General features: G+C 69.2%; 12 protein-coding genes and 1 pseudogene. 9 read left to right on the top strand and 4 right to left on the bottom strand.

The window, feature by feature from the left end:
- Positions 1-463: 463 nt before the first annotated feature.
- Both ACIF83_RS40310 and ACIF83_RS40305 read right to left on the bottom strand, forming a co-directional pair.
- Positions 464-670 carry a hypothetical protein gene (locus tag ACIF83_RS40310; protein ID WP_393484826.1) on the bottom strand — a complete coding sequence of 69 codons (207 nt, stop codon included), beginning with the start codon at positions 668-670 and terminating at the stop codon, positions 464-466.
- Positions 667-915: a hypothetical protein gene (locus ACIF83_RS40305; protein ID WP_399734954.1), complete on the bottom strand. Its 249-nt coding sequence runs from the start codon at positions 913-915 to the stop codon at positions 667-669. The genes ACIF83_RS40310 and ACIF83_RS40305 overlap by 4 nt, the downstream gene beginning before the upstream one ends.
- Between ACIF83_RS40305 and ACIF83_RS40300 the strand changes: the two are divergent.
- The 8 genes and pseudogenes from ACIF83_RS40300 to ACIF83_RS40265 form a co-directional block, all read left to right on the top strand.
- A pseudogene (locus tag ACIF83_RS40300) lies at positions 814-1,248 on the top strand (dioxygenase); the annotation flags it as partial. The gene ACIF83_RS40305 and the pseudogene ACIF83_RS40300 overlap by 102 nt on opposite strands.
- 257 nt (positions 1,249-1,505) lie before the next feature.
- A complete protein-coding gene (locus ACIF83_RS40295; RefSeq protein ID WP_399734951.1) occupies positions 1,506-1,649 on the top strand; it encodes a hypothetical protein in 144 nt (47 codons plus the stop codon).
- A 212-nt stretch (positions 1,650-1,861) separates the two neighbouring features.
- Positions 1,862-1,999 carry a hypothetical protein gene (locus ACIF83_RS40290; protein WP_393484828.1) on the top strand — a complete coding sequence of 46 codons (138 nt, stop codon included), beginning with the start codon at positions 1,862-1,864 and terminating at the stop codon, positions 1,997-1,999.
- A 773-nt stretch (positions 2,000-2,772) separates the two neighbouring features.
- Complete coding sequence (locus ACIF83_RS40285; protein ID WP_399734838.1) at positions 2,773-4,779, top strand: SpoIIE family protein phosphatase; 2,007 nt, start codon at positions 2,773-2,775, stop codon at positions 4,777-4,779.
- Positions 4,780-4,963: 184 nt separating this feature from the next.
- On the top strand, positions 4,964-5,740 hold the full coding sequence (locus ACIF83_RS40280; protein WP_399734941.1) for a transposase: 777 nt from the start codon (positions 4,964-4,966) through the stop codon (positions 5,738-5,740).
- Between the two features lie 255 nt (positions 5,741-5,995).
- Positions 5,996-7,315, top strand: a complete 1,320-nt coding sequence (locus tag ACIF83_RS40275) for an ISL3 family transposase (RefSeq protein WP_399734835.1) — start codon at positions 5,996-5,998, stop codon at positions 7,313-7,315.
- Positions 7,316-7,380: 65 nt separating this feature from the next.
- Positions 7,381-8,202 (top strand): hypothetical protein, encoded by an 822-nt coding sequence (locus ACIF83_RS40270; RefSeq protein WP_399734832.1) that lies wholly within the window; start codon positions 7,381-7,383, stop codon positions 8,200-8,202.
- Positions 8,203-8,361: 159 nt separating this feature from the next.
- Entirely contained in the window at positions 8,362-9,369 is a 1,008-nt protein-coding gene (locus tag ACIF83_RS40265; RefSeq protein WP_399734829.1) for an ArsR family transcriptional regulator, read from the top strand.
- A gap of 2 nt (positions 9,370-9,371) precedes the next feature.
- Here the strand turns inward: ACIF83_RS40265 and ACIF83_RS40260 are convergent, their stop codons facing one another.
- The gene (locus tag ACIF83_RS40260; protein WP_399734827.1) at positions 9,372-10,283 is read right to left on the bottom strand and encodes a hypothetical protein; all 912 of its coding nucleotides are present in this window, start codon (positions 10,281-10,283) and stop codon (positions 9,372-9,374) included.
- Positions 10,280-10,726 carry a peptidase inhibitor family I36 protein gene (locus ACIF83_RS40255; protein ID WP_393484833.1) on the bottom strand — a complete coding sequence of 149 codons (447 nt, stop codon included), beginning with the start codon at positions 10,724-10,726 and terminating at the stop codon, positions 10,280-10,282. The genes ACIF83_RS40260 and ACIF83_RS40255 overlap by 4 nt, the downstream gene beginning before the upstream one ends.
- Before the next feature lie 1,008 nt (positions 10,727-11,734).
- Between ACIF83_RS40255 and ACIF83_RS40250 the strand changes: the two genes are divergently transcribed.
- A complete protein-coding gene (locus tag ACIF83_RS40250; protein WP_399734824.1) occupies positions 11,735-12,442 on the top strand; it encodes a hypothetical protein in 708 nt (235 codons plus the stop codon).
- Positions 12,443-12,612 lie beyond the last annotated feature (170 nt).

Here is a 12,612-nt window from a genome sequence, read left to right as displayed (position 1 = left end):
CCGTGAAGTCGAAGTTGGGCGACCTTGTTTCGACCGAAACAAGGTCGCGAATCGGGCAGCCTGCGACCTCCAACGTGGCCTGCGGTACGGCTTGCACGGTGAAGTGCCGTCGCCCCCCCCCACCGCCTCGCCCTGACCGACAGGATCTGCGGCGACTCACCGCACGGTGCCGGGCGGGAGTCAGCGGCTCCCGCCCAACCCTGGCAGGTTCAGCTTCAGCGGACCGCAGCCAAGGCGGGCAGCCTCGGCTGTGACGTAGCGGGGGAAGAGGGTACTCACGCCCGCGCTCACCCCGCCCTCGTCTGCCTGTACGACGAATACCGTCTCGCCCGCCTGGCAACCGGCCCGGAAAACGCCGAGGTTGGGGCTGAGGCCGCCGTAGCCGACGGCGGAGCGCACCCAGCCCCCTCGTATAGCGCCATTCTCGTGAAGATCCCGGCCAGCCTCGGGTCCTCGATGGTCATCAGGCTGCTTCGGCGGCCTGCGTCTGCCAGGCCATGCCGCCGGAGCCGAGCAGCATCCCGGCGAGACCTGCGGCCAGCAGCGGCCGGACCCGTCCACGCAGCAGTCCACGCCAGTGCCACCGGCGCAGGCGCCGTTCGCTGAGCAGTTCCCGCTCGGCGGGCAGGGGCTGCTCGTATCGGTTCGGCTCGTCCGCAGTGCTGCTCACCGGGCGGCTCCCTTGGGGGCGATGGGGGCGCAGCCCAGGCGGGCGGCGGCCGCGTCGGCGAAGGCGGCGAGGTGGCCAGGGTCGGTGGAGGCGCCCATCAGGAAGGTGGCGGCCCGGCCGGCGCAGTCGGCTCGTACGATCGCGTGCTTCTCGCCGATGGTGCCCGTGCCGCGCCAGCCGCGGGCCGCGGGGCGTTCGCCCGCGACGCCGTCGAACACCGCGGCCAGCCGGGGCTGCGCGACCATGCTCGACGACGTCCCCTGGATGGCCAGCTCCTGGACTGGACCCAGAGCCTGCCCAAACCCAAGGCTGTCCTGATCGTCTCCGCCCACTGGGAGCACGCGCCGCGGTCCCTGTCAGCACCCGCCGCGCACACCCCGCTGGTCTACGACTTCGCCGGATTCCACCCCCGATACCACCGGGTGCGCTACGACACCCCCGACGCGAGCGCGCTGGCCCGACGGGTGGCGGCGATGATGCCGCACGACGAGCCCGTCCACCAGCACCCGAGCCGCGGCCTGGACCACGGCGCCTGGCTCCCGCTGATGGCCATGTTCCCGCTCGCCGACATCCCCGTCCTTCAGCTGTCCATGCCCACCCACAACACCGCCCGACTGCTGGAACTCGGCACCCGCCTGGCCCCCCCTGCACGAGGAAGGAACCCTCGTCATCGGCTCCGGGTTCATGACCCACGGCATCCACGCAATCACCCCGACATACTCTCCACAAGGGCACCGTCCCCGGCTGGTCCTCCGACTTCGACACCTGGGCCGCCGACGCCCTGGCCTGCGGCGACGTCGAGGAACTCGCCGCCTGGCGCGACCGCGCGCCCGGCATGCCCCACGCCCACCCCACCCCCGACCACTACACCCCGCTGTTCATCACCCTCGGCGCCGGCGGCGAGCCCGAACGACCCGTGAGAACCGTCATCGACGGCTACGTCCTCGGCTTCGCCAAACGCTCCTTGCAGACCGCCTGACACTCCCGCCGCAGAGCGTGTCCGGAAGATCGTGCACGTCCGGGATGCGACAGTCCGGCCGAAGGCCCGGCCTCAGGCCAACTGGCCGGGCGGGACGGACCCGTCAACCGTCACTCCTTGCGGTTGCGCACCGCAAGCACGGCGCCCGCGAGCGCGGCGATCCCGCCACCGATCATGGGCACAACCTGCGTCGACGCCTTGTGGTCCACGGCGTGGAACCCCAGCCAGACGAAGGCCACACCGACCTGGCGCAGTCGCTGCAGCGGTTCGACGACGTGTGCGGCGGAACCTGGTGGCGGGAGTACTTCGCCGACGCGGTGGCCTCCGACGACAAGGACGGTTTGGCCTAGGACGCGATTGAGGCGGTGGCGGCCGAGTACGCCCGCCGTCTCGCGCGGCGCACCGGGATGCTCGTGCACTGTTCGATGTGCCGACGCCCGCCCGTCTGCCGCACCTGAGCGCTGGACGGCCCGCGCAGCACTGATCACTGAGGGCCGAAACAGGCACTGTCTGACGCATCAATGACGTTTCACCTTGGCCGGCGGTAGCCTGACCTGCGCACACTAGATGTATGTGCGGTATGACCGTCGCCCGGGCGGCGGAGCGCGAGGACTTGCTCGCTGGGGCCGTCGTAGAAGCCGTCCAAGGAACGAGCGCGTACGCGGGGAGCATCTTTCTCCGCTCCCGCGACCGTCGGTCGATCGTGCTCGCTGCAACGTGTGGTGCACCGCCTTCCCTGCTGGGTGGCTGGCGCCTCATTCCGGTGAACAGTCCCATCCCGGTCGCCGTGGCATACAAATCCGGGCGCACAGTCCACCTGGCAACCGCTGATGAGACGATGCGGAGGTACCCCCAACTCGCGGTGGCTCTGCCGTATGCCTTCGGCTCCTGCTCGGTGCCAGTGCACGCGGGTGGGGAACGCTTCGGAGCGCTAGCGATCGTGTGGCCGGCATCGCCGGGCAGCGAAGGGTTGTCCAAGGCCCAGCGCCGCCACCTGCGAAGCGTCGCCAGTCGGCTGGGTGACTGTCTGGCCGCAATGCGTGACCGTACCGGGGATCCCGTGGAATGCGCCCCGAGGACGGTTCCCGTGGAGACCCCGGCTCCCTCGGCAGCAGCCGTACGGGTGGGATTGTTCGACTGGGACCTCGGCTCCGACACCCTCAACGTGGACAACGCGCTCTGCGCGATCTTCGGTCTGGACCCCGATGCTTTCGACGGGCGAATCGAAACGCTTACCGCGTGTCTGCACCCCGGTGATCGAGCAGCTTTTCGGGCCTGCGCTCGGGAGGCAGCAGGCGAGGGCCAGATCACCGCGCGTCGCATGCGCGTACGAGATCGCAGCGACGACGGCGGAGGCTATCGCACGGTCGAGCTGTGGGGCCGCGCCCCGGAAGCCGACGACCCGCGCCCCGGCACGCAACTGGTCGGCGCGGTCGTGGATGCCCAGGCCGGCACTGCGGCCGTCGCAGCGGTCGAACGGCTGCGGGACGGCCTGTTCTCCCTCGCCCCGGACGGGCGGGTCACCTACGCCAACCGCAGCGCCCTGCAACTGCTGGACGTTTCCACCGATGAGGTACTGGGCGAATTCCTCTGGGACGTGCTGCCGTGGCTTTCCGACCCCGGCGTCGAATACCGGCACCGGTCCGCGATGATCTCGCAGACGCCGTCGTCCTTCCTGGCATGCCGACCACCCGACCAGTGGCTCGCCTTCTCCCTCCACCCACGGGCGGACGGGGTGACCGGCTGGGTGGTGCCTGCCACCAGTGCCCCGTCTGCCGCTGCAGTGTCTGCTTCCCCGATCACTGCAGTACCCGCCGCCGCACCGGCGCGCCTGGGTGTCATGTATCACGTCCTGCAGCTGAGCAGCGCGCTGACCGAGGCAGTCACCACACGCCAAGTGTGCGAAGTCGTCTCCGACCAGCTCCTGCCGGCCTTCGGGGGTCAGCAGATGGCGATCTATGTGGTCCGCAGCGGAACGATGCAACTGCTCCATCACACCGGCCGCCACGAAGAATTCCTCGACTGGCTGGAGGGCGTTCCGCTGCACGCCCGTCTGCCGGGAACGGAGACCCTGACGTCCGGTGCTCCACTCTTCATCGAGTCGCAGCAGGACCTCGCCCGGGGCTACCCAGGAATCCCCATGGGCCAGGTGAGCTCCTGGGCATATCTGCCGCTGATCGCCTCTGGCCGCCCGGTCGGCACCTGCGTCCTCGGCTTCGACGAGATCCATCATTTCACCGAGAAGGACCGCGGCGTCCTTACCGCACTCGCGGGGCTGATCGCCCAGGCCCTGGAACGAGCACGGCTCTACGACTCGGAGTTCGCCGTCGCACACGGCCTGCAGCAGGCGCTTCTGCCGCACCGGCTGCCAACAGTCCCAGGTATCCGCGCTGTCGCGCGCTATCTGCCCGCTACCAGCGGTATGGACATCGGTGGCGACTGGTACGACGTCATCCCCACCGACAGCGGGGCCCGTCTCGTCATCGGAGACGTAGAAGGGCACAGCATCGCTGCTGCGGCCACCATGGCCCAGTTGCGCAGTGCAGTACGGGCTTTCGCAGCCGCGGGCCATACGCCCGGCGACATGATGGCCGGCGTCAACCGAACCCTGATCGACCTCGACTCCAACCTGCTGGCCAGCTGCTGCTACATCCACCTCGAGCCCCGCGGTCGGCACGCCTACGCGGTCACCGCCGGCCATCCTCCTCCCCTGCTCCGCCGCCCCGACGGCACGACCGACGCCCTTGACCTCGAGGTCGGCCCAGTCCTGGGCGTGGATCACGCGAGCGCCTATGCCCAAACCCGTGTCGCCCTCCCACCGGGATCCATTCTCGCCCTCTACACCGACGGACTGGTGGAGGAACCCGGCACCGACATCGACGTGGGCATCGACCGTCTGCGAGCATCACTGGCCCACGCTCGTGCAGGCTCCCTGGACGAACTCGCCGACCGCATCCTGCACAACGCCCGCGGCTCCCCCTACCGGGCAGACGACATCGCCCTACTACTCACCGAGCATGGTGCCGTCCACGGCCCACGTCACACCTCACGGAGACCTTGGGTAGACCGCTACGACGACTCCGCGGCGGGGCGCGGCGGGCCGACCGGCCAAGGCGGGGAGCCGGGGTGACCGTCGGGCGGCTACGTTTGTGCAACTCGCCCTTGCGGTCGTGCTCGGGGCGCGGAGCCTGCTGGAGGCCGAGCAGCTCCGGGGTGCAGCCGCCAGGTCGTCCGTAAACACCTCGACGCCCTGCGGGCGGGCACCGCCGAACCGGGCCGGCATCCCCAGTCCCCGCAAGATCACCTCCTTGATCATGCGGCCCCGCAAGACACCCACCGACAGTCAGTACAAACGGCTCCTGGAGGTCCGGCTCGCCTGCCCGGACATCAGGCGGGCCTGCAATCTCGCCCGGGCCTTCGCGGATCTGGTCCGTCACCACTGCGGATACCTGCTGCTGGAGTGGATTCGCCAGGCCGAACAGGACGCGCCGAAACCGATGCAGGGCTTCGCCGGCTTCCTCCGCCAGGACCTCGACGCCGTCACCGCCGGACTGACCCTGGGGTGGAGTTCCGGAGTCGTTGAAGGCCACGTGAATCGGGCGAAAACACTCAAGCGAGCCATGTACGGCCGTGCCTCGTTCGAACTTCTCCCAGCCCGGATCCTCACCCTGTTCGGGGCCGACTCCGACGGCCAGCTCGCCGACTTCATCGCAAGCCAATACGCCGACCAGGCCGACGCGCTCGTCTTCGCCTGCCTGCTCCACCTCGCCGAAGACGGCAGCGGCGCCCGCCTTCTGGTGGCGCTTCGCCGCCGGCGTCGGCCACCAAGTCGCCGAATACTGCCTCTTCCTCGAGCACGCCCACAGCGGCGAGTACCACGACGCCGACTACTGGCGCACCCAGCTCGTACGCACCCACTTCGACCCGCTCATCATGTGCGGCGACCGCCACACCGCACCACTGCCCAACCCGCCCCACATCGATCAGATCCACCCCCACATCACCCGCCAGCACCACCTCAGATCGGCAGCGTCCCCCTCCCCCGGTCCGCTCTCGTCAACCAGCTGCGCCACCTCACCTCCCCGCTGTGACGGCGAACCCGGCCGGCGCCTTGATCAGGAACCGGCCGGGATCCGTTGGTGCGACTTTGCATCCGGACGCGGTAAGACCATCTGGTTCAAATGCGGGTCTTCGAAGTTGAGCGGTGCGCCTCGTCTCGCGCGCTGATGTGGTGTCACGGTGTGTGACCGACTCCGGGAGTGATCGCCTCCTGGAAGCAGAGGGCCCGTGGGCCTGCGTGATCATTTCTGTTCTCTAGGCAGAAGGATCACGCAGGAGCCACGGGCTTGGTCAACGATAGGACGTTGCTGCTCGATCTCGACGGGGTGTCCGTCGTGCGGGTCGAGAGGCTGGGTGACGGCAGCCGTCGGGTACATCTGGTCACAGCGGACGAGGCGGCACGGGCCTGCCCCGCTCGTGGGATCTTCGCCTCCCGGGTGAAGGGAACAGCGGTGACCCGGCCACGTGATCTGCCCTACGGTGAGAGCAGGTTGCAGTTCTTGTGGCACAAGCGGCGCTGGTACTGCCGCGAGGCTGGCTGCTCCCGCCGGTCCTTCACCGAGCAGATCCCGCAGATCCCGGCCGGTGCCAGGCTGACCACCCGGCTGCGGGGTGCGGCCGGGCGCCGCATACGGGACGCCGGCTCCACAGTCATCCAGGCTGCGCGGGACCTGCATCTGTCCTGGCCGACCGTGATGGACGCCTTCCGCGTCCAGGCCCGTGAGGTCACCGTGGAGCCGCTGCCCGAGGTGAAGGTCCTGGGCATCGACGAGACCCGGCGGGGCAAGACGAATTGGGCACAAGACCCTGAGACGGGCAAGTGGCAGCTGGTGCGCGACCGGTGGCACACCGGGTTCGTCGACGCGCTGGGCACCGGCGGGCTGCTCGGCCAGGTCGAGGGCCGCGCCGTCGCCGACGTCCTGTCCTGGCTGTCCACCACCGGCCTGGAGTGGAGAAAGAACATCCGGTACGTCGCGATCGACATGTCCACTACCTACCGGGCCGCCGTGCGCACCGGACTCCCGGGCGCCGTCGTGGTCGTGGACCACTTCCACGTCGTCCAGCTCGCCAACAAGATGCTCTCGCAGGTCAGGCGCCGCACAACCGCCGAACTGCGCGGGCGTCGCGGACGCGCCACGGATCCGGAGTGGAAGGCCCGCAGGAAGCTGCTGCGCAACCGGGAGGATCGCAGCACCGAGCAGTTCGCGAAGATGTGGAACCCTCTGCTCGGCGAGGGAAAGATCGGACAGGCACTGCTGACCGCATGGATCGCCAAGGAGTCCCTGCGCAACCTCCTCGCCCTGGCCCGCACCGGCGCGGACCGCCACCAACTCGGCCACGCCCGCTGGAAGTTCCTAACCTGGTGCGCGGACAGCGACATCCCCGAAGTCCGCCGCCTGGCCGCCACCATCGACCGCTGGTGGACCGAGATCGCCGCGTTCATCGACACCGGGTACAGCAACGCCAAGAGCGAGGGCATCAACCGCGTGATCAAGCTCGTCGCCCGCAACGCGTTCGGCTTCCGCAACGCCGAGAACCAACGACTACGCACACGCTGCGTCACTACCCGCCGAGCCCGCGGACACCTCCGCACCGCTCAACTTTGAAGACCCTGATAACGCACAACTCGACCTTCTCGACGGACGGTTGAATCAGTACTAGTCTCCGCAGCGTGTCCCAGGAATGTGTGAAATCCTGCCCTGTGTTGGTTAAGTCGTATTATGACGCGGCCTACGCACTCGAAGTGGGCCTGAAGACCAACGTCGCGAATGTCGTTCCGGCTCTGTGGCCGGTGTCCATGATCGGACTCGACCGCCTCAACCGTGCGATGAACGGCGTCGAGCGAGCGCTGTTCCCCACGACTCCCGGCGTCGCCCCCATGAACCCACAGGCCGCCGTCGGCCTGCTCGACGCGTACGACAGGCTGAGCACGTGCCCCGGGCCGCAGGCCGGATCGGAGACCGTACCGCGGTGCTTCTCCAGGTCGTTGCGGGCGTTCGGGGTGGCGGATACCAAGGAGGTTCCCACGTACTCCTGCCCTGCGAGCACCGCGTCGGCGCCCAGCGTCCTGCCCAGCAAGTGCCCCGAGGTGCAGAAGCACGCGGCGATCCTGACCGAAAGGCTGGTCAGGGCGGCCAACATCGACGGGCTGATTCCCTCCGTCCGCAAGGCGATCATGGGCAAGATCGACGGCAAGGCCTTGGAGCACGCGAAGAATTCAGCCGAGGCCCTGCGGAAGGAACTCCCCCTGTTGGCGGGCGATACGCGCAAACTGGGCGAGAAGGCGGTCCTGGCAGCGGACATGGCGCGCTACGCGGGCATGGCGGTCAAGACGGTCAACATCGTCGGCAGCAGTATTGGAGGCGTGCTGTACCTCAGGGCAGCACACAGTCTTGACCAGTTGGTCCTCCACATCGCAGATCCCGACTACACCTGTCCGGACACGACCGGCACCTGCAACAGGCCACCTGCCGGTCCTCCGAACGCCGGATGACCAACGACTACGCACACGCTGCGTCACTACCCGCCGAGCCCGCGGACACCTCCGCACCGCTCAACTTTGAAGACCCTCAAATGCACGGCGAAATCTGACCTGCCCCCTCACACCTGGCGCCCTGAGGATGGTGGCGACCACAGGCCACGGGGAGGGCACATGCCGTACAGGATTCACTTCACCGTCGATGACCTCGCGCGTACCCGGATAGCGGTGAAGCCGAATCCCTTGCTGGAACTCAGCACCGCCGTGCGGCAGTTGCAGTGCACCGAACATGCGATGCGGCTGGGCGCCTGGCGCCGCGAGGTCGCCGTGGCGCTGCATCCCCAGGCCCGTATGGTGCTGGACCTGGTCCCCGCGCGAGGACGGGCGCCGGGCTTCCTCGTCCCTGCCGGACCGGGCACGCCGGAGGAACTCCTCGAGCGGGTGCTCGCGACGCCCCGTGCCCGGGTGCGGGCCGAACTGGAAGGTCTGGCCGAACACCGAAAGCTGCCATCATGGGCCGGTCACCTTGCCGACGATCCCGACACGCTGCGCCGGTTCGGCGACGCGTTGAACCACATGTACGACTCTCTGTTGCGACCGTACTGGCAGCGCATCACGGCTCTCACGGCGGCGGACAGTGCGGTACGGGCACGGCAAGTGCTGTCCGGCGGAATGGAGGGCGTCCTGGCCCGGGTGAATCCGCGCAGGGTGCGGTGGCAGCCCCCCGTACTGGAGGTCACGATGGCCTCCGGCCTTGAAGGAGATCTGCATCTGCAGGGCCGCGGTCTGCTGCTCGTGCCATCGGTGTTCGGGGTCGATGCCCCCGTGATCGACCCCGACGCCGAACCTCAGCCCTTCCTCACCTATCCCGCCGCGGCGGACCGCGGCTCGGCCGAGCGTCTGCTCCCAGACGTGCTGTTCGGTAGCCTGCCCACGGCCTCCCGATCGCTGGCCGCAGTCCTCGGCCCCACCCGGGCGGCCGTACTGACGACCGTGGTGAACCGTCCGGGCTGCTCCACCACGGAGCTGGCGGCGACCGTGGGCATCGCGGCGGCCAGTGCGAGTGAGCACGCCGCGGTCCTGCGCGGTGCCGGGCTACTGCACACCGTCCGGCACGGCAAGATGGTCGCGCACAACGCCACCGCCGCGGCCCACGCCCTGCTCGAAGCCTCGGGTGCATGAGCTCAGCGCACCGCACGGGCTCGCGCCACAGCGGCGAGCCAGCAGTCGCTCAGTGCCCGCAGCACCGTCAGATCCGCCCGTGGAAGACGAGCGACCCTGGCACGTCGAGCCCGCAGAAGGGCAGTCGGCAGATGGCCGCGTGCGGCGCAGCGACCGTCGGCGACCGCCAGCGCGATCTCCTTATGCCGCAGGGCCGCCGCGTTTCCCCTGCGCCGGTATGCGTCGCGGACCCAGGTCCGAGCGGCCTCGGGATCGGCGTGGTGGTAGCCACGTTGTCGCATGCAGGACCGCCAGGTGGTGAGTGCGGACGCGTAGACGGGCTCACGCTGGGCCTCGTGTGACACCCGGTCGTCGAACTGCTGGGGCAGATAGTCGAGCCGGGCCCACACGCCCGCGCCACCCGCGAGCCTGCGGCGGCCTTCGGCGACGCACCCGGCGGCGGGCACGTGAGCCATCGCCCGTCCGAGCAGGGGCACTGTGACCTTGGGCGCCCCGGGTCCGAACTGTGCGTCCCCGTAGCGCTGCCGGCCCTGGCGGGACAGCGCGGTGGCGTAGCGGTCCGGTTCCGTTTCCGGGCGCCGCGTTCCGCTGGTGCCGGCGCCCACGATGCCGTAACCGACGCGCCTTCGTTCCGCCATGCCGATCGCGGCGGTCTCGTCCTCGGGGACGGGCAGGCTCAACCGGGAGGCGCGGGGCGGCGCGAACCCGGCCCGGCGCAGGCAGGCCCGATCCAGTAGGTCGAAGGCCAGCTGGAGCTGCTCGGCGTCCGCCGTCCACCGGCCTGAGCGGGTCGCCAGGTCGATCATGACCGGGGTCACCGTCGGGCCGGGCCTGGCCGGCCGAGTCTCGGCGCAGCCGGCCAGGCTGACGAGCAGGGAGCAGACGGCCAGGACACCGGCTGCCCGCCGCCTCACTTGGGCTGGCACCAGTGGTTGGAGCTGATCGAGTCGTTGAAGTCCGGATCGTGGTACCCGACGGCGAAATCGTCGACGCGGTCACCGATGCTCAGGCTGTGGTACCTGCCCTGGTAGTTGGCGTCGGTCCAGAAGTAGACCTTGCAGCTCCTGCCCTGGTTCTCGATCGAGCTGATGCAGTCGTTCCAGGTACCCGGGTAGGCGGTGCAGCCACTGCTGTTGGACACGTTCATGTAGTTGGTGTTGTTGCCGGACACCTTGCCCATCGTGCCGCCCCGGTAGCTGTTCACCCAGAAGCAGGCGTAGCCGCTGTCCTGCGGGCATCCAGTGACCTGGGGCCCCGACGTGCTCGCCTGGGCCGCGGGCGCGGCACCGAAGAAGGCAAGTGCCGAGGCGGTGGCGGCTCCCAGCAGCGCGGCCGTGGTCTTCCCCCTGAGTCGCATCAGTTGGGCTTCCTCTCGCTCGTCGGCGTGTTCGGCAACGGTCTCGCCGCTCCTGCGGCGCGGGTCCGGCCGCCCGCCGTGTCGTCGTTGGCGTGCCCACACCTTTCCGGGTCGGTGATGGCCGCGTCGATCCATTCGGCCCAGCCCGAAAGGTGACCGGACGGGTGGCCCTCTGCCACCGAGCGGGATCCACGTTTTCAACGGATCGAGCCTTGGCGCCTTCGGCGTTCCGGCCCTCGCTGGGAGTACGGCACTACACCGGTTCGGGTTCGCTGCTGACCTCGGCGATCGCCGTCGCCGTCCGCGCCCGCGGTCCCTGGAGCACGTACACCTTGGAATCATGGGAGCGTCCTCGCCTGCGGCCGGGCGGCAGAGGCAGGCTCACCCCCGCCCGTGTCCGCCAGAGGCCCGCTCTAGACCTGGACGCGCGGCGTCGTTCTCAGCGCCTCGGCCACACAGGAGTGCCGGATCGTGGGACTGGCCGGAGACGGAACCAGCATGACCAATCCGTACCCGCGCTGGCGTCGGGGCACCGACGAAATGCTCTGGTCAGTGGCTACACCGAGCGGGCCGAGATCGATTCCCGCGGTAAGAGTGATCGTTTCCCGCCCCGCACGTCAGGCGGCTCCGGGTCGGGCAGGAGGCCCGCCGTCGCGCGCCGACTCAATCAGGGCTCGTGAGCACCGAGCAGGCTGACCGGGACGTTCTGACACCGAAGCCCCCTTGCCCTCGGCCTGGCTGACGGCAGGGCCCGGATGATGCGGGGCTCACCGTCCGGCCCTCGGGTGTCCTCACACGACGGCCTTGTAGCCTTCCAGCCCGTGGCGATCTTCGTGCGACCGCCGAACAAGCCCTTGCCGTTGCTGCTGTAGCGCCACAGGGTGCCGGAGATGTCCCGCCGACGAGACGGAAGTTGTCGCCGCCGACGGAAGTGGTCGAGGCGCAGGAAGCTGGCGAGGTGCGGGCAGGCGAGCGCGACATCTCATCGGCGTCGAGTATCTTCCTGGCGTGTCCATGCCTCCGGTGCCCCAGTCGACGAACCAGACGCCCCTCTACCCCTGGGGCGTGCCCCAGGGACCGCCGGAGAAGAGCCGGGTCGGCCTCATGGTCGGAATCATCGGCGGGGTCTTCCTGCTGATCGTCGCGCTCCTGGCGACGCTGGTGCTGGTCGGCAAGAAGATCGACAGCAGCTATCCCCGGGCCGAGTCCACGCTGACCGCGCCTGGAACACTGCTCGACGGCCACTACAAGCTGGCCAAGGACGACTCCCCGAGACTGGGACCGCCGCTGGAGAAGAGCTGGCGCCTCAGCTGGGAGGCCAAGGCCGTCCACGGCGTCGTAGTGGCGTACCACCCGAGCGGTGGCGACCGGGGCGACCTGGTCGTGACCGGCATGTACGGCCGATTCAGGAATACCGCCGCGGTGCGCTCGCGGGTACTGGCGGGCAACGGCAGCCAGCACACCGAGGTGAAGGTGATCGTTCCGCCGATGGACGTCACCCCGTCCGGCTCTCGCACCAGGGTCAGCTGCGAGGAGGTGACGCGGAGCTGGACCGACGGGAAAGCGCTCAGCTACCCGGTCTGTGCCTGGGCGGACGGCAACACCTGGGCCCGGGTCGCGTACATGACCGTCTACACCGCGAGGAGCCTGAGCCTGGAGTCCGCCGCCAGGATCACGCTCCAGATCCGCTCCGAGATGGTGAAGCCGATCAGGTGACCATCCCGCAGCCCGAACATCCCGGTGATGGTGTACGCCAAGGGCGGGGAGTACCCGGAGCTGGCCAAGCACATCGGGTACGCGCAACACCAAGCACCCGCCGGGCAAGTACGGCAGCACGAAGTACCTGACACGCCTCACCAACAAGACGAAGATCCGGCAGAACCGGG

It is taken from the genome of Streptomyces sp. NPDC085866 (genome assembly GCF_044541035.1).
Taxonomy (GTDB): Bacteria; Actinomycetota; Actinomycetes; order Streptomycetales; family Streptomycetaceae; genus Streptomyces.
Note: the sequence above shows the minus strand (reverse complement) of the source record. Positions and strands in the feature narration are given on the sequence as shown.